The organism is Corallococcus sp. CA054B, from assembly GCF_003611625.1.
Taxonomy (GTDB): domain Bacteria; phylum Myxococcota; class Myxococcia; order Myxococcales; family Myxococcaceae; genus Corallococcus; species Corallococcus coralloides.
The window spans coordinates 1-24970 of record NZ_RAVY01000145.1 but is presented as its reverse complement, the minus strand read 5'-3'; the positions used below and the strand labels follow the sequence as shown (position 1 = coordinate 24970).

The 24970-nt window shown below is 70.7% G+C and carries 11 protein-coding genes; 8 read left to right on the top strand and 3 right to left on the bottom strand.

The annotated features are described in order from the left end of the window. On the top strand, positions 1–2637 hold a 2637-nt coding region (locus D7V80_RS28770; protein ID WP_120591203.1), incomplete at its 5' end, for an alpha/beta fold hydrolase. A 9-nt stretch (positions 2638–2646) separates the two neighbouring features. Here D7V80_RS28770 and D7V80_RS28765 read toward each other — a convergent pair. The 3 genes from D7V80_RS28765 to D7V80_RS28755 are packed head-to-tail and all read right to left on the bottom strand — an operon-like array spanning position 2647 to position 17395. Then, positions 2647–15471 carry a non-ribosomal peptide synthase/polyketide synthase gene (locus tag D7V80_RS28765; RefSeq protein WP_120591202.1) on the bottom strand — a complete coding sequence of 4275 codons (12825 nt, stop codon included), beginning with the start codon at positions 15469–15471 and terminating at the stop codon, positions 2647–2649. Positions 15472–15525: 54 nt separating this feature from the next. Beyond that, positions 15526–15789, bottom strand: coding sequence for a phosphopantetheine-binding protein (locus D7V80_RS28760; protein ID WP_014394893.1), 264 nt, complete (start codon positions 15787–15789; stop codon positions 15526–15528). 19 nt (positions 15790–15808) lie between these two features. Next, positions 15809–17395, bottom strand: coding sequence for an AMP-binding protein (locus tag D7V80_RS28755; protein ID WP_233585812.1), 1587 nt, complete (start codon positions 17393–17395; stop codon positions 15809–15811). Between the two features lie 280 nt (positions 17396–17675). Between D7V80_RS28755 and D7V80_RS28750 the strand changes: the two genes are divergently transcribed. The 7 genes from D7V80_RS28750 to D7V80_RS28720 are packed head-to-tail and all read left to right on the top strand — an operon-like array spanning position 17676 to position 23636. After that, positions 17676–18623: a thiamine pyrophosphate-dependent enzyme gene (locus D7V80_RS28750; protein WP_120591200.1), complete on the top strand. Its 948-nt coding sequence runs from the start codon at positions 17676–17678 to the stop codon at positions 18621–18623. Further along, positions 18620–19657 carry a transketolase family protein gene (locus D7V80_RS28745; protein ID WP_120591199.1) on the top strand — a complete coding sequence of 346 codons (1038 nt, stop codon included), beginning with the start codon at positions 18620–18622 and terminating at the stop codon, positions 19655–19657. The genes D7V80_RS28750 and D7V80_RS28745 overlap by 4 nt, the downstream gene beginning before the upstream one ends. Position 19658: 1 nt before the next feature. Further along, on the top strand, positions 19659–19862 hold the full coding sequence (lysW, locus tag D7V80_RS28740) for a lysine biosynthesis protein LysW (RefSeq protein ID WP_120591198.1): 204 nt from the start codon (positions 19659–19661) through the stop codon (positions 19860–19862). A 9-nt stretch (positions 19863–19871) separates the two neighbouring features. Further along, positions 19872–20726, top strand: a complete 855-nt coding sequence (locus D7V80_RS28735) for a RimK family alpha-L-glutamate ligase (protein ID WP_120591197.1) — start codon at positions 19872–19874, stop codon at positions 20724–20726. Next, a complete protein-coding gene (gene argC / locus D7V80_RS28730) occupies positions 20723–21766 on the top strand; it encodes an N-acetyl-gamma-glutamyl-phosphate reductase (protein WP_120591196.1) in 1044 nt (347 codons plus the stop codon). Before D7V80_RS28735 ends, argC begins: the two co-directional genes overlap by 4 nt. A gap of 29 nt (positions 21767–21795) precedes the next feature. Further along, positions 21796–22641 (top strand): family 3 encapsulin nanocompartment shell protein, encoded by an 846-nt coding sequence (locus D7V80_RS28725; RefSeq protein ID WP_120591195.1) that lies wholly within the window; start codon positions 21796–21798, stop codon positions 22639–22641. After that, the gene (locus D7V80_RS28720; protein ID WP_120591194.1) at positions 22641–23636 is read left to right on the top strand and encodes a sulfotransferase; all 996 of its coding nucleotides are present in this window, start codon (positions 22641–22643) and stop codon (positions 23634–23636) included. Before D7V80_RS28725 ends, D7V80_RS28720 begins: the two co-directional genes overlap by 1 nt. The last annotated feature ends 1334 nt before the right edge of the window (positions 23637–24970 follow it).

The window sequence follows — 24970 nt, the reverse complement described above, 5'->3', positions numbered from 1 at the left end:
GTGAAGAGCAACTTCGGGCACCTGGACGCGGCGGCGGGCGTGGCGGGGGTGATCAAGACGGTGCTGTCGATGGAGCACCGCACGCTGCCTCCGACGCTGAACTTCACGAAGCCGCATCCGATGCTGGAGCTGGAGGGGAGTCCCTTCCAGGTGGTGGGGAGCACGCGCGAGTGGGTGGGCCCGCTGCCGCTGCGCGCGGGGGTGACGGCGCTGGGGATTGGAGGCACGAACGCGCACGTGGTGTTGCAGGAGGCGCCGGCTCTTCCGGAGACGGATGCGCCCCGGCGCGGAGAAGAAGTGCTGCTGTTGTCCGCGAAGACGGAGGGGGCGCTGGAGCGGATGACCGCGGCGCTCGCGGAGCGAGTGCAGGGTGCTTCGGGCGCCTGGCTCGCGGACGTTGCTCATACGTTGCAGGTGGGGCGTGCTCGCTTCCCGTGGCGCCGCTTCGTCGTGGTCCGCCAGGGCGAGGACGCGGCGGCGGTGCTGGAGGAGCGGTCCTCCTCCGGTGCGGATGCGCCTCCTCGGATCCGCACCGTGTTCGACGAGGGTGAGTCTCGTGGCGTGGCCTTCCTGTTCCCGGGCGGCGGTGCGCAGCGGGTGAACATGGGCGAGGCGTTCCTTCGCGAGCCCGCGTTCCGCGCGGCCATTGATAGGTGCGCGGAGTGGCTTCGCGGTCCCATGGGCGCGGACCTCCGCGACATCCTCTTTGCCGGGCCTGAGCGCTTCGACGCGGCGGCCCGTGAGCTGGACCGGCCGCTGTGGTCCCAGCCCGCGCTGTTCGTCTGCGACTGGGCGCTCGCGCAGCTGTGGCTGTCGTGGGGCGTGAAGCCGGAAGCGCTGCTGGGGCACTCACTCGGCGAATACGTGGCCGCGTGCCTCGCGGGGGTGTTCACGCTGGAGGAAGCGCTGGGCCTCGTCGTCGCTCGCGGACGCTTGATGGAGGCGATGCCCCCGGGCGGGATGGTGTCCGTGCTCGCGCCCGTGGAGCAGGTCTCTGCGCTCGTGGGGCCGGCTGTGTCGGTGGCGGCCATCAATGGCCCGGAGACGTGCGTCCTCTCCGGACCGCTGCCGGAGCTGGAGGCCGCGGAGCAGGCGCTGACGGCGCGGGGCATCGAGCACAAGCGGGTGCGCTACGCGCGCGCGGCGCACTCCTCCATGATGGAGCCATACCTGGAAGGCTTCGCTCGGGAGGTGGCTCGCGTGAAGTTCCGCGCGCCCTCGCTGCCCGTCGTGTCCAGCCTCACCGGCCGGTGGCTCCAGGAGCGCGAGGCGACGTCACCGGACTACTGGGTCCGGCACCTGCGGCACACGGTTCGCTTCTCCGACGCGCTGGGCTGCCTGCTGGAGTCCGGTGACCGGGCATTGATTGAAGTGGGCCCGGGCACGACGCTCACCGCGCTCGTGAGGCAGCATCCGGCTCGGAAGACGCAGCCCGTGCTGGCTACCCTGCCGACGAAGGGCGACGCGCCGGGGAGCGCCCTGGCGGCCCTGGGCGAAGCGTGGGCCGCGGGCGTGGACGTGGACTGGGAACACATCCGGGATGGCGAGCGGCGCCGTCGCGTGGACCTGCCGACCTACAGCTTCGACCGCGAGCACTACAGCCTGGACGACGTCGCGCCGAGCCCCGTCACCCGCGACGCCATGGCGGCCCGTGCGAAGGCGACCGGACCCTCGAAGCCGAAGGGAAGTGCTCCCCGTCGCGGTGAGCGCGTGGCACCCCGTGACGCCACGGAGCAGTCCCTGGCCGAGTGCTTCCAGACGCTCTTCCGCCTGGATGACGTGGGCATCCACGACGACTTCTTCGCGCTGGGCGGGGACTCGCTGGTCGCGCTCCGGCTGCTCGCGATGATCTCCGAACGCTTCGGCAAGCGGCTCGCCCTGAAGGAGATGCTGACCGCGCCCACGGTGGAGTTGCTGGCGCGGAAGCTGGGCGGAAAGGACGAGGCCCGCGCCCTGCCGCCGGGCATGGCGCTGCTACAGCAGGGCACGCGTGGTCCGCCGCTCTTCTTTGTGCACGGGGCCGGCGGTCAGGCGGTGTTCTACCGGGAGCTGGCGCAGGCCATCGACGCGGGCCGGACCGCCTATGCCTTCGAGGCCCGGGGCCTGGAGCCAGACGGGCCGCTGCACACGTCCGTCGACGAGATGGCGACGGCCTACCTGGAAGGCCTGCGCGCGTTGCAGCCCGTGGGGCCGTACCTGCTGGTGGGCGCGTCATTCGGTGGCGCGGTGGTCTACGAGATGGCCCGCCGGTTGATGGCGGAAGGCCACGCGGTGCCGCTGTGCGCGATGCTCGACACGCCGGGCCCCGGGGACGTTGCCCGGGCCCGAGCGGGCGGAGTGGGGTTCGCGCAGGAGCAGGTCTTCGCGGATCCGGAGCAGCAGCAGCGATACGTGCGCGTCTGGGAGGCGAACATGCTCGCCCTGCGCGACTACGCCATGCCCCGCTTCGAGGGTGGCACCCTCCAGTTCTTCCGCGCATCGACCCTCATCGAGTACCTGCCGAAGCACGTGGAGCTCGAGTGGCTGGATTCGGGCGCGGTGGTCCGGGTGGAGTCCGTGCCTGGCAACCACCTGTCGATGCTCCTGGGGGAGAACGCCGCGGGACTGGGCGCGAAGCTCGCGGCGTTCCTTCCGTGAGCGAGGCGCTCAGCTGGAGCCTGGACGGCCGCGCCGCTGGGCCATGCGCCGCAGGTTGTCCCTCCGTTGCGCGCCTGTGTCCTGCGTGGGCGCGGGAGCCGCCGTGGGTGGCGTGTCCTTCGGCGGTGACAGGTGTCCGGCGAGCGCGCGCACCGTGGGGTACTGGAAGAGGGTGATCAGCGGGACCTTGCGGCCCGCCAGTGCCTCCAGCTTCGCGTGCACGGACTGGAGCAGCAGTGAGTTGCCGCCCAGGTCGAAGAAGTTGTCGCTCGCGCCCACGCGCTCCAGTCCCAACACTTCAGCCCAGAGCGCGGCCAGCGTCTGTTCCATGCCGGCCTCGGGGACGCGGTAGTCCTCGCTCAGCTCGGGCCGGTGCACGTCCGGCGCGGGCAGGGCCTTGCGGTCCAGCTTGCCGTTCGCGGTGAGGGGCAGTCGCTCCAGCACCACGAACGCTGACGGCACCGCGTGCTCCGCGAGCGAACGGCGCAGCGAGGCCCGCAGCGCGTCCACCGCGAACGCGGCCTCTTCGCGGAGCACCAGGTACGCGACCAGCCGGCGGTGTCCTGGCACGTCTTCTCGCACCTGCGCCACCGCCTCCTTCACCGAGGGCTGTGAGAGCAGCGCGGCCTCCACCTCGCCCAGTTCGATGCGGAAGCCCCGCAGCTTCACCTGCGAGTCCGCGCGGCCCCGGAACTCCAACGTGCCGTCCGCGAGCCACCGCACCACGTCGCCCGTGCGGTACAGGCGCGCACCGGGTTCTTGGGAGAACGGATCCGGTCCGAAGCGCTCCGCCGTGAACGCGGGCTGGCCCAGGTAGCCGCGCGCCACCTGGGCGCCTCCCAGGAACAGCTCGCCCCACAGGCCCACCGGCACGGGCCGTCCCGTGCCGTCCAGCACGTACACGCGCACGTTGGGCTCCGGGCTTCCGATGGGGGGCAGCAGTCCTTCGGGCGCTTCGGGCTTCACGACGCCGGAGGTCGCGATGACGGTGTTCTCCGTGGGGCCGTAGCAGTTGAGCCACTGTCCCGGAACGGAGGGCCCCGGACGGCGGTGCAGCACGTCACCGGCCACGTGCACCCGGCGCAGCGGCATTCCGGGCGGCCATGGTTGCTCCAGCGCGGCTTCCGCCATGGGCGTGGGCAGCGTGGTGAGCGTGATGCCCTCCGCCGCGAGCCACCGCACCAGCCGGGCCGGCTCCGCGCGTACCTCGTCCGTGGGCAGGTGGAGGCTGGCGCCATGCGAGAGCGCCGGCCAGGTCTCGAAGACGGTCGCGTCGAACGCGAGCCCCGTCAGCAGCGTGGCCCGGTCTCCCGGAACAATGCTCGCCGCCGTGCCGAGCCCCGCGACGAGGTTTCCCAGCGTCCCATGCGTCACCGCGACGCCTTTGGGCCGGCCGGTGCTGCCCGACGTGTAGATGACGTAGGCCATCGCCTCCGCGTGCAGTGCCACGCCGGGCGCGGTGTCCGGCTGCGTCTCCAGCGCGGGCTCCGCGTCCAGGCAGAGCACGCGCACGCCGCATCCCTCGAAGCGAGAGGCGGAGGCCTGCTGGGTGACGACGATGCGCGCGCCACTGTCCGTGAGCACGTGCCGCCACCAGGCCTCCGGCCACGTCAGGTCCATGGGCAGATAGGCCCCACCCGACTTGAGGATGCCCAGCGCGCCCCACACGTAGCCGGGCGTGCGGTCCACGCACAGGGCGACCACGGTCTCCGGCTTCACACCCTGCGCGCGCAGCAGGTTCGCCAGCCGGTTCGACCGGGCCTCCAGCTCCCCGAACGTCAGCCGCTGCCCGTCGCCTGCCAGCGCGAGCGCCTCCGGCCTCACCCGCGCCTGCTCCGCGATGCGCGTGGGCACGCGCAGGTCCGCGGGGACATCGAGCGCGGTGTCGTTCCACTCCACGAGGAGCTGCTGGCGCTCCGTCTCCGTCAGCAGCGACAGCGACGCGAGCGGACGCTCCGGGTTTCGCGTCACCTGCTCCAGCAGGCGCAGGTAGTGCCCGGCCATGCGCTCCACCGTCGCCGCGTCGAAGAGCGCGGTGTTGTATTCCCAGTGCGTCAGCACCCCGGCGGCGGATTCGCGCATGAACAGGGTGAGGTCGTGCTTCGCGAGCCCTGGATCGAAGGGCACCGGCGCCGTCTCCAGCCCCTGCAGGGGGAAGCCGGGGAAGTCCTTGAAGAGCGCGAACACGGCCTGGAACACGGGCGTGCGGCTCAGGTCTCGCGGCGTCTGGAGCGCGTCCACCAGTTGTTCGAAGGGTACCTCCTGGTGCGCGTACGCGCCCAGGCACGTCTCGCGCACCCGGGAGAGCAGGACCTGGAAGGAGTCGGCGCCGGAGACCTTCACGCGCAGGGGCAGGGCGTTGACGAAGAAGCCGATGAGCCCCTCCACCTCGCGGTGGTTGCGGCCGGAGATGGGCGAGCCGACCACCACGTCGTCCTGGCCGCTGTAGCGCGACAGCAGGGCGTGGAAGCCCGCGAGCAGCGCCATGAAGGACGTGACGCCCTGCTGGTGACACAGCTCGCGCACGGCGGCGTCCACCGCGGCGGGGAGCCGCACCATGTGGGCCGCGCCCGCCTGGGCCTGCACGGGCGGACGCGGCCGGTCGGTGGGCAGCTCCAGCGCGTGGGGCGCCCCGTCCAGCTGCCGCTTCCACCACGCGAGCTGCGCGTCCAGCCCTTCGCCCTGCAACGTCGCGCGCTGCCAGCGGGCGTAGTCCGTGTACCGGATGGGCAGCGGCGGCAGGCGCGGCGTCTGGTTCCGGGTGAAGGCGTCGTAGAGGAGGCCCAATTCGCGCCCCATCACGTCCGTGGACCAGCCGTCCGTGATGATGTGATGCATGAGCAGGAAGAGCGCGTGGTCCTCCGCGTCCAGCCGCAGCAGGGTCGCCGTCAGCAGCGGTCCCGAGCGCAGGTCGAAGACGTGGCGCATCCGCTCCTCGGCCCGCTGGCGCAGGACGGTGTCGCGCTCGTGGGGCGGCACGTCCTCCAGCCGCTCGAAGGCGAGCGCGAAGGGAACCGAGGGCAGGACGCGCTGAACGGGCTGGCCGTTCTCCTCCGCGAACACCGTGCGCAGGGACTCGTGGCGGTCGATGAGCGCCGCGAGTGACCGCTCCAGCGCGGCCACGTCGAGCGGCCCCTTGCACCGGATGAACAAGGGGACGTTGAAGGCGAACCCGCCCGGTGCGAGCGCGTCGATGAACCACAGCCGCTGCTGCGGGAAGGACTGCGGCGCGGAGTCCGCGGCCTCGGTGCGCACCAGGGGCGGGGCCTGGAGGGGATGGGCTTCCTGGCGCAGGGCCTCGATGCGCGCGGCCAGCTCCCCGAGCGTCGGGGCCTCGAAGAGCACGCGCACCGGCAGCTCCATCTGAAGCGACTCACGCAGACGGGAGGCCACCTGGGTCGCGAGCAGCGAGTGGCCGCCCAGTTCGAAGAAGTGGTCCTGCGTGCCCACGCGCGGCACGCCCAGCAGCGGTGCCCAGATGTCCGCGATGAGCTTCTCCACCGCGGAGACCGGGGCCACGTAGGCGGTCCCGGGGATGGCTTCTTCCGTCGGAACGGGCAGGCTGTTGCGGTTCACCTTGCCACTGGGCGTGAGTGGCAGCGCGTCCATGCGCACCAGGGCGGAGGGCACCATGTATTCCGGCAGCCGACGCGCAAGTGCCTGTCTCAGCGCCTCCGGTGAGAAGGACGCTTCCGGCTGGACCACGTAGGCCACCAGCCGCTTGAAGCCCGGTGTGTCCTCGCGCAGCACGACGACCACGTCCTGCACGTCGGGCAGGGCGCGCAGGGCGGATTCCACTTCGCCCAGCTCGACGCGGAAGCCCCGCAGCTTCACCTGACCGTCCAGACGGCCGAGGAACTCCAGTTGTCCATCCGCGAGCCAGCGGGCCTTGTCACCCGTGCGGTAGAGGCGGGCGCCCGGCGTGGAACTGAATGGGGAAGGCATGAAGCGCTCCGCGGTGAGGTCCGGCCGGCCGTGGTAGCCGTGCGCGAGCCCTTCACCTCCGATGAACACCTCTCCCGGGACGCCGACGGGACTCGGGTTCCCGCCTGCATCCAGGACGTAGGTCTGGACGTTGGTCAGCGGCGTTCCCACAGACGGAAGCGCGGGCCAGGTGCTCGGAGGCCCTGAAGCCCGCCAGGCGCTGGCGGCGTGCGTCTCCGAAGGACCGTATTGGTTTTCGAGGATGCACCCAGGCAGCCGTTCGAAGAGGGCGACGAGGGCCGGGGTCACCTGGAGTTGTTCGCCCGCGGTGATGACCTCGTTGAGTGGGGGCAGCTCCGTCGCGGTGCGCGCTGCTTCGCTCAGCGACTGAAGCGCGACGAAGGGAAGGAAGAGCCGCTCCACGCGGTGCTGGGTGAGGTAGCGCAGCAGCGCCGGTGGGTCGCGGCGCAGCTCCGCGGAACTGAGCAACAGCCGTCCACCGATGCACAAGGTGCCGAAGATCTCCTGGAAGGAGACATCGAAGTTGAGCGAGGCGAACTGGAGCGTCGTGGCTTCCGCACGGACCGCGCGGCGGGTCTGCCACGCGAGCATGTTGCCGATGCCCCGATGGGACATGGCGATGCCCTTGGGCCGACCGGTGCTGCCCGAGGTGAAGACGACGTAGCAGACCGCTTCGGGCGACAGCCTCGCGTTCGGAGACGTGGTGGGGCGGGAGGCCAGCGAGACGGTTTCCATCGTCACGATGCGCGCGGAGGTGTCCGGTGGCAGGGCCCGCACGAAGTCCTCATGCGCGAGGACGACCGGAGCGCGTGTGTCCTCCACCATCAGCGCCAGACGTTCCGCTGGGTAGTTCGGGTCCAGTGGGACGTAGGCGGCGCCAGCCTTGAGGGTGGCGAGGACGGCGACGGGCATGTCCAGGTTGGAGCGCTCCAGGCACAGTCCGACGGAGCTTCCCGGCGTGACGCCCAGGGCGATGAGGTGGTGCGCGAGTTGATTGGCGCGTGCATCCAGCTGCGCGTAGGTCAGTGACTCCGCGCCGTTCGTCACGGCGATGGCTTCCGGTGTCCGCGCGACCTGCGCCTCCACCCAGCGGTGCATGAGGCCGGGCTCGAATGAGACATCCTTCGCGGCGTTCCACGTCACGACGACCTGTCGCCGTTCCTCCTCGGAGAGGAGCGGCAGGGCCGACAGGGGTTGCTCGGGATGGCGGACCGCTCCCTGGAGGAGGCGCACGTAGTGCCCGGCCATCCGGGTGAGGGTCGCCTCCTCGAAGAGGGCGGTGTTGTACTCCCAGAAGGCCGTCAGGCCCTGCTTCGACTCGCGCACGAAGAGCATGAGGTCGAAGCGGGAGACTCCCGTCTGGAACGGGAAGTCCTCCGCTTGGAGCCCGGGCAACGAGAAGGGGACTGCTGCCTGTTGCAGGACGAAGAGGGCCTGGACCAGCGGCGCGCGGCTCAGGTCGCGTGGCGGCTTGAGCGCCTCCACGAGCTGTTCGAACGGCAGGTCCTGATGCGCGAAGGCGCCCAGGCAGCTCTCGCGCACGCCGCGCAACAGGTGGCGGAAGGAGCGCGAACCGGTGACGTCCGCGCGCAGGGCGAGCGTGTTGACGAAGAGGCCGAGGAGCCCTTCCACCTCGCGGCGATTGCGGCCGGAGATGGGCGAGCCGACCACCACGTCGTCCTGGCCGCTGTAGCGCGCGAGCAGGGCCTGGAACCCCGCCAGCAACGTCATGAACAGCGTGGTGCCTTCGCGCTGGCCCATGGAGACGAGGGCGCTGGTCAGCGCGGGCGGCAGGGGGACTTCGATGTACGCGCCCCGGAAGGTCTGCACGGGCGGACGCGGCTTGTCGGTGGGCAGGTCCAGCACGGGCGGTGCCCCCGCCATCTGCTCGCGCCACCACGCCACCTGTTCTTCCAGCACGTCGCCCTGCAACCACGCGCGCTGCCACAGCGCATAATCCGCGTACTGGATGGAGATGGGCGGGAGCTCGGCCTCCGTGCCCTGGAGCCGGGCGAGGTAGATCGCATCCAGCTCGCGCTGGAGCAAGGCGATGGACCACCCGTCGAAGACACTGTGATGGAAGTTGAGGATGAGGACCTGAGCCTCGTCCGCGATCCGGAGCAGTGTGGCCCGGACCAGGGGACCTCGCCGCAGGTCGAAGGGCACGTGCGCTTCGGCCTCTACCTGGCGCTGGAGCGGAACGCGCGGATCCGCATCCACCTGCTTCAGGGGGAGCTTCCACGCGGGCCGGATGCGTTGGACCGGCTGGCCGTCCACTTCGTCGAACGTGGTGCGCAGGACCTCGTGACGCCGGATGAGGGCGTTGAGCGCGTCTTCCAGTGCCTGTGCATCCAGCCGTCCCCGGAGCCGGGTGACCAGGGGTAGGTTGTAGGCGTGCGCGCTGGTGTCCAGCTGCGAGACGAACCACAGCCGCTGCTGGGAGAACGACTGCGGGACGAGCTCGCCGCGAAGCTGGGGCACCAACGGCGGGACGGCCTTCCGGTTCGCGCCGTGCAGCTGTTCCTCCAGCCGCGCGGCGAGCTGCGCGACAGTGGGCGCCTCGAAGAGGACGCGCAGGGATAGGTCCAGCTGGAAGGCTTCCCGCAGCCGGGAGACCACCTGCGTGGCGAGCAGCGAGTGCCCACCCAGCTCGAAGAAGTGGTCCTCCAAGCCCACGCGCGGCAGCACGAGCAGGGCCGCCCAGATGTCGGCGATCACCTTCTCCACCGCCGTCATCGGGGCCAGGAAGCCGGTGTCGTCCGTGGCTTCCTCCTTGGGTGCGGACAGGCCGTTGCGGTTCACCTTGCCGCTCGGGCCCAGCGGTAGCGCGTCCATGCGCACCAGGGCGGAGGGAACCATGTGCTCCGGCAGCCGTCGCGCCAGCGCCTGCCTCAGCGCCTCCGGTGAGAAGGACGCTTCCGGCTGGACCACGTAGGCCACCAGCTGCTTGTGGCCCGGCGTGTCCTCGCGCACCACGACGACCACGTCCCGCACGTCGGGCAGGGCGCGCAGGGCGGACTCCACCTCACCCATCTCGACGCGGAAGCCGCGCAGCTTCACCTGTCCGTCCAGGCGGCCGAGGAACTCCAGCTGTCCATCCGCGAGCCAGCGGGCCTTGTCGCCCGTGCGGTAGAGGCGGGCGCCCGGCGAGGAACCGAACGGAGAGGGGACGAAGCGCTCCGCGGTGAGGTCTGGCCGGCCGTGGTAGCCGTGCGCGAGCCCTTCACCGCCGACGTACAGCTCGCCCGGAACTCCGACAGGGCATGGCTCGCGGCGCGGATCCAACACGTAGGCCTGGACTGAAGGCAGCGGCGTTCCCACCGGAGGCAGCGCGGCCCAGGTGCTCGGGGCACCCGAGGCACGCCACGCGGAGACCGCATGGGTTTCCGAAGGACCGTACTGGTTTTCGAGGACGCAGCCGGGCAGCCGCTCGAAGAGCGAGACGAGGGCCGGGGTCACCTGGAGTTGTTCGCCCGCGGTGATGACCTCGTTGAGTGGGGGCAGCTCCGTCGCGGTGCGCGCTGCTTCGCTCAGCGACTGAAGCGCGACGAAGGGAAGGAAGAGTCGCTCCACGCGGTGCTGGGTGAGGTATCGCAGCAGCGCCGGTGGGTCGCGGCGCAGCTCGGCGGAGCTGAGCAGCAGCCGTCCACCGATGCACCACGTGCCGAAGATCTCCTGGAAGGAGACGTCGAAGTTGAGCGAGGCGAACTGGAGCGTCGTGGCTTCCGCACGGACCGCGCGGCGGGTCTGCCACGCGAGCATGTTGCCGATGCCCCGATGGGACATGGCGATGCCCTTGGGCCGGCCGGTGCTGCCCGAGGTGAAGACGACGTAGCAGACGGCTTCCGGCGACAGCTTCACGTTCGGAGACGTGATGGGACGGGCGGCCAGTGAGACGGTCTCCATCGTCACGATGCGCGCGGAGGTGTCCGGTGGAAGGGCTCGCACGAAGCCCTCATGCGCGAGCACGACTGGCGCGCGCGTGTCCTCCACCATCAGGGCCAGACGCTCGGCGGGATAGTCCGGATCCAGCGGGACGTAGGCCGCACCGGCCTTGAGGGTGGCGAGGACGGCGACGGGCATGTCCAGGTTGGAGCGCTCCAGACACAGCCCGACGGAGCTTCCCGGCGTGACGCCCAGGGCGATGAGGTGATGTGCGAGCTGATTGGCGCGTGCATCCAATTGCGCGTACGTCAGCGATTCCGCGCCGTTCGTCACGGCGATGGCATCTGGTGTCCTCGCGACCTGTGCCTCCACCCAGCGGTGGATCAACCCAGGCCCGGGGAGCCGTTCCTCTCGGCTGTTCCACGCGACCAGGAGTTGCTCGCGCTCCTCTCGCGACAAGAGCGACAGGTCCGCCAGGGGCAGCTCGGGGTTCGCGGTGACGCCTTCGAGCAGCCGCACGTAGTGCCCGGCCATCCGGGCAAGGGTCACCTCCTCGAAGAGGGCGGAGTTGTACTCCCAATAGGCGACGAGCCCGTGCGGCGTCTGCCGCATGAACAGCATGAGGTCGAAGCGGGAGACGCCCGATTGGAACGGGAAGTCCTCCACCGCGAGGCCGGGCAGGGACAGCGGCGTCGCTGCCCGCTGCAGAACGAACATCGTCTGCACCAGGGGCGTCCGGCTCAGGTCTCGCGGCGGCTTGAGCGCGTCCACGAGCTGTTCGAACGGCAGGTCCTGGTGCGCGAAGGCACCCAGGCAGCTCTCGCGCACACCGCGCAGCAGCTGCCGGAAGGAACGCGAACCAGAGACGTCCGCGCGCAGGGCGAGCGTGTTGACGAAGAAGCCGAGGAGTCCTTCCACCTCGCGGCGGTTGCGGCCGGAGATGGGTGAACCGACGACGACGTCCTCCTGGCCGCTGTAGCGCGCGAGCAGGGCCTGGAACCCCGCCAGCAGGGTCATGAACAGCGTGGCGCCTTCGCGCTGTCCCAGCAGCTGGAGCGAGCCATGGAGGGGCTGGGGCAGCAGCACCTCGAAGTTCGCGCCCTGGAAGGTCTGCACGGGCGGACGTGGCTTGTCGGTGGGCAGGTCCAGCACGGGCGGTGCTCCCGCCAGCGCCTCTCGCCACCACGCGAGCTGGTCCTCCAGTTCCTCTCCCTGGAACGACTCACGCTGCCACCTCGCGTAGTCCACGTATTGGAGGGACAGGGGCGGCAAGGTGCTCTGTCCGCGCGCGGGATAGAGCGCGTTCAACTCGCGCTGGAGCACGTCGATGGACCACCCGTCGAAGACGATGTGGTGGATGACGAGCATCAACACGTGGTCGTCATCCGCGACGCGCAGGAGCAGTCCCCGCAGCAGCGGGCCGCGCCGCAGGTCGAACGGGCGCCGGGCCTCCGTGGCCAGTTGCTCCGGGAGCTTCGCGGCCTCCACGTCCGTCCTCGTCAGCGTGAAGTCCCAGGCCGGCCCGATGCGCTGCACCGGCTGACCGTCCACCTCGTCGAACGTGGTGCGCAGGACCGCGTGCCGCCGGATGATCTCCGCGAGGCTTCGCTCCAGCGCGTCCGCGTCCAGCGGGCCCCGCAGCCGGGTGACCATGGGCACGTTGTACGAATACCCCAGCGTGTCGAGCTGCGAGATGAACCACAGCCGCTGCTGCGCGAAGGACTGCGGCAACCAGCCGTCGCGGGGGCCAGGAACCAGCGGGAGGGACTGGAGCCGGCTGCTCTCCCTCCGCAGCGCATCGATGCGCGCCGCGAGGCTGGTGACCGTGGGCGCCTCGAACAGCGCGCGGACGGACAGGTCCACCTGGAACGTTTCCCTCAATCGGGAGGTGACCTGGGTCGCGAGCAGCGAGTGCCCACCCAGCTCGAAGAAGGAGTCCTGCGTGCCCACGCGCGTTCGGCCCAGGAGCGCGGCCCAGACCTCGGCTACCGCTGTCTCCGTCGGGGTGACGGGCGCCACGTAGGCGTCCTCCACGAGAGAGTCGCCCACGGGCGTGGCGAGCGCCCTCCGGTCCACCTTGCCCACGGGCGTCAGCGGCAGCCGGTCCAGCTTCACGAAGGCGGACGGCACCAGCGGCGCGGGTAGCTGGGCGGACAGGCGCGAACGCAGCGTGTTCACGTCCACGCTTTCGCCGGTCACATAGGCCACCAGCCGCTTGTCGCCGGGGGCGTACTCGCGCACCTCCGCCACGGCGTCCTCCACGCCGGGCAGGTGGCGCAGGGCGGTTTCAATCTCTCCCAGTTCGATGCGGAAGCCGCGCAGCTTCACCTGCGTGTCCGCGCGCCCCATGAACGCCAGCTCGCCGGAAGGCAGCCACCGCGCACGGTCGCCCGTGCGGTACAGCCGGGCACCGGGGACGCCACTGAACGGATGGGGCACGAAGCGGTCAGCAGTGAGGTCCGGCCGGGCCAGGTAGCCCCACGCGAGGCCGTCGCCTCCCACGTACAGGTCGCCCACGACGCCGGGCGGCACCGGCTCCAGACGCGCGTCCAGCACCAGCGCCTGGGAGTTCTCCAGCGGACGGCCAATGGGCACGGGCATCCGCGCATCCAGGTCCCGCTTCACCTGGTACGTGGCGGAGAACGTGGTGTTCTCCGTGGGGCCATAGCCGTTGATGACCGCTCGGCCCGCGTCCAGCAGCTTGCGCGCGGCCAGCGGGGACAGCACGTCGCCGCCCGTGAGGACCTGTCCCACGCGAGCGAGCGCCGCGGGCCGGTTGAGCGCCATCTGCTCGAAGAACGCCGTGGTGAGGAACATCACGCTGATGCCCTCGCGCTCCAGCGTCGTTTCCAGCTCCTCCAGTGACGGCGTCACCGGCGGATAGAGGAACAGCTTCGCGCCGCCGAGCAGCGCGCCCCACAGCTCCATCGTCGCGGCGTCGAACGACGTGGTGGCCAGCTGGAGGACGACGTCTTCGGCGCCGAACCGGACGTAGGACACGCCCTTCACCAGTCGCGTCACGGCCCGATGGGGAACGCCCACGCCCTTGGGCCGCCCGGTGCTTCCGGACGTGTACATGACGTATGCGAGCGCTTCGGCGGGGACCTGCACGTCGGGCGCGGCCCGCGGTTGAGCCTCGAAGGCTCGCCAGGACGGGTCGAGCACCACGACCCGTGAGGCCAACCCCTTCAGCGAGGACTCGCGCCCCTGCTCCAGCAGGAGCACGGTGATGCGGGCGTCGCGCGCCATGAGCTCCAGTCGCTCGGGGGGATAGCCCGGATCCAGCGGCACGTACGCGCCCCCTGCCTTGAGGATGGCGAGCGTCGCCACGACCATCTCCAGCGACCGGCCCGCGCACAGGCCCACCGGAGTTCCCAGCCGCACGCCCAGCCCACGCAGGTGGTGCGCGAGCTGATTGGCCCGGGCTTCCAGCTCCGCATACGTGAGCCGCAGGCCTCCTGCTTCCACGGCCACGGCTCCGGGCGTCCGCGCGGCCTGCTCCGCGAAGAGCGCGGGCAGGGACGCATCACGAGGGTAGGGGATGGCGGCTCCGGTACCCTGGTCGAGCAGGTGCCTCCGCTCCTGTGCGGTGAGCAGCGGAAGCGTGGCCACGGGACGCTCCGGCTCCGCGACCGCGGCCTCCAGCAGGCGCGTGTAGTGCTCCGCGAAGCGCGCCACCGTCGCGGCGTCGAAGAGGTCGGTGCTGTACTCCCAGAGCCCCACGAGCCCTTCCGGCGTCTCGCGCAGGAAGACGGTGAGGTCCATGCGCGACACGCCCGGCTCGAAGTCCAGCTCGGACGTGCGCAGCCCCTCCAGCTGCAGCGCGGGCACGGCCGAGTGCTGGAGCGTGAAGAACACCTGGAACAGGGGGGGACGGCTCAGGTCGCGCTCGGGCTGGAGCGCGTCCACCAGCTGCTCGAAGGGCACCTCCTGGTGCGCGTACGCGTCCAGGCACGTCTTGCGCACGCGGCGCAGCAGCTCCCCGAAGCCGAGCGAGCCTTCACCCCGCACACGCAGGGGCAGCGTGTTGATGAAGAAGCCGATGAGCGGCTCCACCTCCTGGCGCGTGCGCCCGGAGATGGGGGACCCGATGACGATGTCCTCCTGGGCGCTGAGCCGCGAGAGCAGCAGGTGCATGCCGCCCAGGAGCGCCATGAACAGCGTCACGCCCTGCTTGCGGCACAGCGCCTCCAGCGCCTTGCCCAATCCCGGAGGCAGTGCGTGGCGGTACACCGCGCCCCGCGTGGACTGCGCCGCGGGACGGGGACGGTCCGTGGGCAGCTCCAGCGCGGCGGGCGCTCCAGAGAGTTCGCCCCGCCACCACTCCAGCTGCTGCTGGAGGTGCTCGCCCTGGATCCACTGCCGCTGCCACACCGCATGGTCCGCGTACTGCACCGGCAACGGGGGCAGCGCGGGCGTCGTGCCGGATCGAAAGGCCGCGTAGAGCGCTTGAAGCTCCCGCTCCATCACCGTGAGCGACCAGCCGTCGCAGCAGATGTGATGCAGCATCAGGAGCAGCGCGTGCTCCGCTTCCCCCAGCCGCAAGAGCCGCACGCGCACCAGCGGTCCCGCGCCCAGGTCGAAGGGCACGCGCGCCTCCGCCTCCGCGGCCTGTCGCAGGGCCTGCTCCCGCTCGGAGGCGGGGAGCGCCTCCAGCGACTCCACTCGTAGCGGCAGGGACAGCGACGGCGCGATGCGCTGCACCGGCTGCCCTTCCACGACGGCGAAGGTGGTGCGCAGCGCTTCGTGCCGCTCCACCAGCACGGCCAGCGCCCGCTCCAGCGCGGGGATGTCCAACGCTCCGGTGAGCCGCGCGAAGTACGGGACGTTGTAGGAGATGCCCCCGGGCGTGAGCTGCTCGATGAACCACATCCGCTGCTGCCCGAAGGAGAGCGGCAGCAACGCGTCACGGGGGACGGGCAGCACGGGCGGCGCTCGACGACGGGGCCTCGCCGGGGACTTCGGCGCGGAGGCGGAAGGGGAGCCGGGGTGCTCGGTCGTCATGTCTCGCTCGGGGGAAAGCGGGGGAAGGGGCCGCCCTCAGGGGGGCGGCCTGGCTCAAGCGGTCTGCTCCTGGCGCAGCTCGTCGCACAGCGTGGCCACGGCCCGGAGCGTGTTGAACAGCTCCACCATGGACACCTCCACGCCCAGCTCGCTCTCGATGCGATTGGACAGGACCGTGGCCATCAGGGAGTTGCCGCCAATCTCCAGGAAGTGGTCCTCCGGGCGCACGACCTCCACGCCCAGCAGGTCCTTCCACCACGCCGCGAGCTTCGCTTCCGTGTCCGTGAGGCTGGCGGCTTCTTCGGGGCTCGGGTTCAAGGCCGTTCCTTCCGTCCGCTCACGCGGGCTTCAGCCGCTCGCGCAGCAGGTACTTGCGCACCTTGCCGGTGGCCGTCTTGGGCATCTCGTCGATGAGGTCCAGGCGGTCCGGCCAGTACTGGTTGGACATGCCCTGCTGCTTGAGGTGGTCGCGCAGCTCGTTGAGCGTGGGCGGGGCCTCTCCCTCGCGCACCACGACGACGGCGCACACCCGCTCGCCGCCAATCTTGTCGTCCGAGTGCGCGACGACCGCGACCTCCTTCACCTTCGGGTGCGAGTACAGCGCGGACTCCACCTCCACCACGGGGATCTTGTACCCGTACCGGAAGATGACGTCCTTCAGCCGCCCCACGATGCGGATGCCGCCGCGTCCGTCGTCGCGCGCCAGGTCGCCCGTGTCGAACCAGCCCTCCGCGTCCACCGCCGCGGCGTACACGTCGTCACGCTTGAAGTAGGTGAGGCACTGGCTGGCGCCTCGCACCAGCAGCCGTCCCGTCCCGTCCGGATACGGCGTGCCGTCCTCCGCGAGCGCCGGGACGATCTTCGTCTCCATCCACGCCACCGCCCGTCCGTCGCTCTGGCTGGGCCAGTCCGGTGCATCTTCATGCCGGGTGATGGTGACCGCGCCGTTCTCCGTCATGCCCCACAGCGTGTGCAGCCGCACGCCGAACACCTCGCGCACCGCCGCGATGAGGTGCGGCGGCACCGGGATGGAGCCCGTGGCCAGCTGCCGGAGCGAGGACGTGTTCCGCTGGCGCTTTCGCTGCAACGCGATGAGGTTCATCAGGTACGTGGGGATGCCGTACGTGAACGTGACGCCGTGCTCCTCGAAGAGCTTGAGCGTCAGCTCCGGGTCGCCCACGTCCATGTAGATGGCCGTGGCCCCCAGCAGGATGGGCATCAGGTACGAGTACGTGAACCCCGTGGACGCCGTCAGCAGCGACGGCAGCGCCACCACGTCCGTCGCGTCGATGCCCAGCGTGTCGCAGAGCGCGCGCGTGATGCCGTAGTTCGTGTTGTGCGAATGCACCACGCCCTTCGGCTCGCCGGTGGTGCCGGACGTGTAGAGGATGTTGCACACGTCGTCCGCGGCCGCGGGCGCGGTGCCCGTAAGCGACGCTTCCTTCTCCCACTCGCGCTCGATGAAGTGGCGCTCGAAGTCCCGCTCGCCCGGCTGGAGGTCCGTGTTGCTGCCCAGCAGCACCCGGTGGCGCAGGGACGGCAGCACCGCCGCGATGTCGCGCGCCATGTCCCGGTGTGAGTGCCCCGTCCACGACGTGGGCCCCACGTACACGGAGGCCTCCGTGCGCCCCAGGATGAACTCCACCTCGCGCCGCCGGTAGTCCGGCGGAATGGGCGCGATGACCGCTCCCAACCGCGCGCACGCCAGCGCCAGCGCCGTGAAGTGCCACCCGTTGGGCAGCTGCACCGCGACGATGTCCTCGCGCCCCACGCCCAGCTCGCGCAGGCCCAGCGCGAACCGGTCCATGTATCGCGCCAGCTCGGCGTAGGTCAGCCGCGTGATGTCCTTGGAAAAGTACCGTGCGGCGATGATCGCGGTCTTGTCCGGGTGCTCCTGGACGCAGCGACGCAGATCGTCAACCACCGTGGTGTCACGCCACCAACCCTTTCGGCGGTACTCCGAACCCTTCTCCAATGCCGCTGCGTTATGGAAACGCTGCCCCATTTGAAGGTCTCCTCCGAGTGACGCGAAACCGGGGAATGCCTGGCGAGCCGCGCGTGTAACACCGCGAGATTACCGGGCAAGACGGTTTTTTCTCGTACATCTATATCTTAAGAAAATCCGCGTTGACGGCGCATGATGCGTTTTCCTAGGGTGTCTCACAACAGCCGGATTCCTGGGCTGTGTCAGCGACGCTACGGGCATGACTTTCTCGGCGAATCCAACGACCCCCGGGCTGTCGCGCGACGCGCGGACGCCAGAAGAACCCACGGCCTCCGGCGGCCCGCTGGCGCCTGCTCGCACGGGTGACGGGGCTGCGGGCGCCCTGTCGGATGCGGGGTTGACGTTGCTGCCTCGCCGGGCGAAGCGCATCCGGCAGACCATCGTGCGGCTGGCGGCGACGCCGTCGGGCTGTCACCTGGGCGGCTCGCTGTCGATGGTGGAGATATTGGTGGCGCTGCTGGGCCGGGTGATGCGCGTGGATCCGCGCGCGCCGAAGGCACCGGAGCGCGACCACCTCATCCTGTCCAAGGGGCACGCGGCGGCGGGGCTCTACGCGGCGCTGGCGGAGTTCGGCTTCGTGGACGTGGAGACGCTGGTGCGCGAGTACAACGCGGACGGCAGCATCTTCACCGGCCACGTGAACGCGGCGGTGCCGGGCGTGGAGTTCGCCACCGGCAGCCTGGGCCACGGGCTGGGGCTGGGCGTGGGGCTGACGCTCGCGCATGTGCTGCGCGGGGAGCCCAACCGCACCTTCGTCGTCTGCGGCGACGGAGAGATGGGCGAGGGCTCCAACTGGGAAGCGCTCCAGGTGGCGTCGCACCGCAAGCTCACGGGCCTGACGCTGATCATCGACCGCAACGGCGGGCAGAACGACGGCCCCACCGAGTCCATCCTGTCGCAGGAGGCGCTGGTGCAGCGGCTGGACGCGTTCGGCTTCCAGTCGCTGGAGCTGGACGGGCACGACCTGCCCGCGCTGGTGGCCGCGCTGGAGGCGCCCGTGGTGGGCGACCGTCCGCGCGCCATCGTCGCCCGGACGCGGAAGGGCGCGGGCGTGCCGATGCTCAAGGGCAAGGGGCCGCACTACGCGGTGTTCTCGCCGGAGCACCTGCGGCGGGCGCTCGCGTCGCTGGGGGAGGACGGACAGTGAGCGCGTCGCTTGCCCCCGCGGTGGACCTGGCCCATGCGCCGGAGGCGTGGCTCGCCGCGCACCCGGAGCTGTCCAGCCGGCTGGTGTTCCGGCACGCGGCGGCGCGCTTCGCGGAGGAGGACGCGCGCGTCGTCTTCCTGGAGGCGGACCTGGGCGGCGGAGGCGATCCGTTCGAGAAGCGCCACCCCCAGCGCTACTTCAACCTGGGCATCTGCGAGGCCACCATGCTGGACATGGCGTGTGGCCTGGCGCACGGCGGGCACACCGTCATCGCGCACAGCTTCGCGGCGTTCGGCGTGATGCGCGCGTGCGAGCAGGTGCGGCTGAACCTGGCCTATGCGCGCGCCAACGTGAAGCTGGTGTGCGACTACGGCGGCGTGGCGGGCGCCTTCTTCGGCCCCACGCACCACGCGATTGAAGACCTGGCCGTGCTGCGCGCGATGCCCAACCTCACGGTGGTGTCGCCCGCGGACGGACTGGAGACGGTGCAGGCCACGCGCGCGATGCTCCAGCACGACGGGCCGGTGTACCTGCGGCTGGGCCGCAACCGCGTCACCCGCCTGGACCTCCCGCGCCCGCCGTTCGAGCTGGGCCGCGCCGCGCTCCTGCGCGAGGGCGACGACGTGGGGCTGCTCGCGCACGGAGAGGTGGGCGTGTCCGTGGCGCTGGACGCCGCGAAGCTGCTGGAGGCGCAGGGCGTCTCCGCGCGCGTGCTCAACGTGCACACGCTGAAGCCGCTGGACGAGGAGGCGGTGCGCGAGACGGCGGCGCGCACGCGGCTCCTGGTGACGGTGGAGGAGCACAACGTGCTGGGCGGACTGGGCAGCGCGGTGTGTGAGACGGTGTGCTCGCTGGACCTGGGGCGGCGCGTGCTGCGCGTGGGCCTGCAGGACCGCTACGACTCGCGCGCTGGTTCGCACGAGGCCTTGCTCAAGGGCCATGGCCTGGAGGGCGGGCAGGTGGCCGAGCGCATCCTGGGAGTGCTCCCAAGAACCCCGGTGTTTGCCGTGGAACCCGCAACGAGGAGGGACTGACATGCAGGTCCAGAACCCGAATCCGATGACGCAGTCCGTGCCCCCCGAGCAGTGCCCGCTGTGCGCGCAGCCGGTGCCGGGCGGCAACCGGATCGTGGGCGAGGTGCTCTCCTGTGACGGCTGCTCCGCCGAGTTGGAGGTGGTGGGCATCAACCCGCTGCGGCTCGAGGAAGCACCCGAGGTCGAGGAAGACTGGGGGGAGTAGCCCCGCGCCATGCGCAAGGTCGACCTCGTCTATACGCGCGTGCGCACCGAGGAGAAGCTCCTCCTCGAGGCGCTGCGCAGGCGCGACTGCGCCGTCAACCTGGTGCAGGACTCCGGGATGGTGCTGTCCATGGACCGGCAGCGCGTCACCGAGGCCGACACCGTGTTGATGCGCAGCATGTCCTTCACGCGTGCGCGCTACCTGGCCACGTTCCTGGAGATGAAGGGGCTGCGCGTGCTCAACAGCGCGAGGACCATCTCCCTGTGCGGGGACAAGGCGCTCACCAGCGCCGCGCTGGCCGCGAAGGGCGTGCCCATGCCGTGGTCGTTCGTGGCCTTCGACGAGGACGCGTGCCTGGAGGCGATTGAGCGGAAGGGCTACCCGGTGGTGACCAAGCCCGTGCTGGGCAGCTGGGGCCGGATGGTGGCCCGGCTGGACTCGCGCGCCGCGGCGGAAGGCGTGCTGTCCACGCGCTTCGGCACGGGCGGCGCGCAGGACCACGTGGCGCTGGTGCAGGAGTACGTGGACAAGCCGGGCTACGACCTGCGCGTCTACGTCATCGGCCGTGCGGTGGGCGGCCTGCGGCGGCGCTCCGAGCACTGGATCACCAACACCGCGCGCGGCGCCGTGCCGGAGCGCTACGAGGTGCCGGTGGTGCACGCGAAGCTGGCGGAGGCCGCGGCGGAGGCGGTGGGTGGGGACCTGGTGGCGGTGGACCTCTTGGAGACGCGCGGCGGCGACATCTACGTCAACGAAATCAACCACTGCGTGGAGTTCGCGCGCAGCATCGACGAGACGGGCGTCCCGCTGCCGGACCTCATCGCGGAGTACGTCGCTTCCGGAGCCGGAGGAGCCCTGCGATGAGCGTGCGCGTGGCGGTACTGGGAGCCGCGGGCTACACCGGCGGCGAGGTGCTGCGCCTGTTGCTCGCGCACCCGGCCGTGGAGGTGGTGCAGGCCACCTCCGGCCAGTTCGCCGGCAAGCGCCTGGACTTCCCGCATCCACACCTGCGCGGGGTGGGGACGCTGCGCTACACGCCGCACGACGCGCTGGAGCCCTGCGACGTGCTGGTGAGCTGTCTGCCGCAGGGGGAGTTGCTCCTGCGCTGGGCGAAGGTGTCGCGGCTGGCGGAGCGGGTGGTGGACCTGAGCGCGGACTTCCGCCTGGACGCCGCGGGGCACGCGCGCTGGTACGGCAAGCACCCGCGCCCGGACGACGTGCCCGCGTTCGTCTACGGCCTGCCGGAGTGGATGGGTGACGCGCTGACGAACGCGCGCCACGTCGCGGTGCCCGGCTGCATGGCGCACGCGGGACTCCTGGCGCTCTTGCCGCTCTTGCACGCGGGGCTCGCGCGGCCGGACGTGCTGGTGGTGGACGCGAAGACGGGCTCGTCCGGAGGCGGCTCGACGCCGGACCGCTCCTCCCATCACCCGGAGCGCGCGAACGCGCTGCGCTGCTACAAGCCGGTGGGCCACCGGCACACGGGGGAGTTGGAGGGCGTGGTGGCGCGCGTCACGGGCCAGCAGCCCACCATCCACTTCAGCGCCACGGCGGTGCCGGGCGTGCGCGGCATCCTGGCGACGGTGCACGCCTTCGCGGCGCGGCCGGTGGAGGAGGCGGAGGTGGTGCGCGCCATCGCCACGCGCTACCGCGAGAAGCCCTTCGTGCGGCTCTTGCGCCCCAGTGCGTCGCTCTCTCCGTTCCCGGAGCCCGGGCCTCTGCTGGGCACGAACCACTGTGACTTGTCGGTGGACGTGGACGCGGAGCGGGGCCGCATCGTGGTGAACGCCGCCATCGACAACCTGGTGAAGGGCGCCGCCGGCACGGCGGTGCATGCGCTGAACCTGATGCTGGGTCGCCCGGAGACGGAAGGGCTGGGCTTCCGGGGCCTGCATCCGCTCTAGACCGCTTTTCATTCCGAGGAGCCGCACCCATGAGCTTGAGCACGAAATCCCCCGGCGAGGTGTTCGCGGCCGCGGTCCAGAAGCAGGGCACGAAGGCGCACGTGGACTACGACACGTCCATCGTGGACGCGTTCCCCGGCTTCAAGCGCCGTCCGCGCATCGCGGTGCGCGGCATGTTCAAGACGGCGAAGGCGGAGCGCGACCCGGTCCCCTTCTGGTACGAGACGCACCCCCAGGCGAAGCCCACCGGGCCGGTGCAGGACGTGGAGTTGCGCCCGGAAGCCGGCTTCGAGTTCCACCAGGACACGCAGGCGCTCAAGCCCACGCGCGCGTGGATCCAGGTGCCGCGCAACCTGCTGGAGGACTCACAGTCGCTCGCGCAGTTCATCGACTTCCGGCTGCTGGTGCGGCTGAACACGGCGGAGAACCAGGCGCTGTGCATCGGCAAGGGCGGGGACGGCGTGCGGGGCCTGTTGCACACGCCGGGCATCGTGCGGCTGCCGGCGAAGAAGAACGCGGTGGCCTCGCTGCTCAACGCCTGCGCGCAGGTGGAGCAGATGGGCGGGTCCGCGGACGGCATCGTCATCAACTCGTTGGACTTCTACGAGCACCTGGTGGGCCAGCAGTCGCTCCTGTCGGACCTGGCGGCCATGGGCATCCGGCTGTGCCGCACGCGCATGGTGAACCCGGGCACCATCATCGTGGGGGACTTCACGGCCGCGGCGACGCTGTATGACAGCCAGCGCTCGGTCATCCGGTTCGCGGAGCCGCCGCCGGGCATCTTCCCGCGCGAGGGACTGGCCGCCTACGGCGAGGTCTACACGACGCTCGCGGTGCACCTGCCCACCCACTTCTTCGTGGCGTCGCTGACCTGATGGCCACCGCGAGCGCGAAGGGCGAGGGCGCGCAGCTCACGGTCCTCTACATCACCGGCTGGTGCCGCAGCGGCAGCACCATCCTGGGCAACGTCCTCAACGAGGTGCCGGGCTTCTTCCACGTGGGGGAGCTGAGCTTCCTCTGGAAGAACGCGTACGGGAACGGCTCCAACACGCTGTGCGGCTGCGGCCAGCAGCTGTTGGACTGCGGCATCTGGGACACGGTGCTGACCTCCGACGTGCCGGCGGGCCTGACGCCGCGCGCGCACGCGGAAGAGGTGGTGCGCAGGCAGCAGGCCGCCGTGCGCACGCGGCACACGTTGCGGGTGCTGGACGAGGCAGGGGATTCGCAGACGCTCCATGCGCACGCGGACTTCCTCGCGCGGACGTACCGGACCATCGCGCGAGCCACGGGGAGCACGGTGCTGGTGGACAGCGGGAAGTTCCCGTCCGAGGCGGCGCTGTTGCCGCGCGTGGAGGGCATCCGGCCGCTGTATCTGCACCTGGTGCGCGACCCGCGTGCGGTGACGCACTCGTGGACGAAGACGAAGCAGTACGTCGTCCCCATGTCCGCCGCGCGCAGCACGGCGTACTGGCTGGGCTTCAACGCCGCCTCGGAGGAGGTGACGCGGAGGTTCCCCGCCCAGTCGCTCTTCCTGCGCTACGAGGACTTCATCGCCGCGCCGGACCGCGCCGTGGATACGGTGCTGGACCTGGTGGGCGTGCCGCGCACGCAGAACCCGGTGAAGGGCCGCACGGTGGTGCTGGGGAAGAACCACACCGTCACCGGCAACCCGGACCGCTTCCGCAGCGGCCCCACGCTCCTGCGCGGCGAGGACGACGCATGGAAGGGGGATCTGGCCTCCGGAGCGAAGGCGCTCACCGTGGCGCTCGCCTGGCCGCTGATGGCGAAGTACGGGTACTTCAGCGGCGCCCGGCGCGCTCCCCTCGGAGGCTCCGCGCAGGATGCGGCGGGCGTGGAAACCCGGCCCTGAGCCTTCGGCCATGAGCTCTGTCCTCACGGATGAGAAGGCAAGAACCCGGCTGAGCCCCTGTCGGCGGCGGACCGGAAAAACCTGTCCGACAGTCGGACAGGTTCGGACGACCGTGGTGGGAGGCCTCCGGGCCAGCCAGACACCGGAAACCTGTCGGACAGTCGGGCAGGTTCTGGAAAACTGGAGCCAGGGACCTCGCTCCGCCCAATCAGGGGAAACCTGTCGGACAGTCGGACAGGTTCTAGAGAACCGGGGCCAGGGACCTCGCTCCGCCCAATCTGGGGAAACCTGTCGGACAGTCGGACAGGGTTGGAGCGTCGGTGCTGGGGACTTTGCTCCGCCCGAGCCGCAAGAACCTGTCGGACCGTCGGACGGCTCTGGAGAACCGGGGCCGAGGGCTTCGCTCCGCCCGAACTGCGGGATCTTGTCCGACAGTCGGACAGGCTTGGAGGACCGTAGCTGGAGGGCTCCTGGCCAGCCGGCGCCGGAAGCCTGTCGGACAGTCGGACAGGTTTTGGAGAACCGCAGCAGGGGGCTGCCGCCCCAAATCAGACTATGGAAGCCTGTCGGACAGGTTCTGGGGAACCGAGGCCCGGGACCTCGTCCTGCCCGAGCCGCAAAAACCTGTCGGACCATCGGACAGGTTCGAGGGGCCGTGGCTGGGGGCGACCGCTCCATCCGGACCTCAGAATCTTGTCGGACAGTCGGACAGGTTGGGGGGACTGGGGCTGGGGGCAGCCGTTCCATCCAGACCTCAGAAGCTTGTCGGACAGTCGGACCGGTTTGGGCGCACCGCAGCTGGGAACTGCTGTTCCAACCGGGCCGGGAAACCTGTCGGACAGTCGGGCCGGTTTGGACGCCTTGTGGCTGGAGGCTGCCGGTTCCTCCGATGTCGGACAGTCGGACCGGTTTGGGCCCACCTCGGCTGGAGGGGGCCGTCGTTCCAGCTGGGACACGGAAGCCTGTCGGACAGTCGGACCAGTTTGGACGCCTTGTGGCTGGAGGTTGCCGGTTCCTCCGGGCCGCCGGAAACCTGTCGGACAGTCGGACCGGTTCTGGAACGCCGTGGCTGGGGGCTGCTCGCTCCCGTCGGGCAGAGGGACCTGTCGGACAGTCGGACAGGTTTTGGAGCTCCGTCGCTGGACGGGCTGCCGCTCCCTTCGGGCTGCGGAATCTTGTCGGACAGGTTTGGGGCGTGCCGGGCCGGGATATCCGGGGGCTCTGCGGGGGCCGTACACCGGCGCGGTTGGGCGCACGAGGGACGACCGGGGATGGCTGGGCTGGGTTGGGGACTGTCTCTTATACCCATCTGACGCTGCCGACGATAAGGCTCG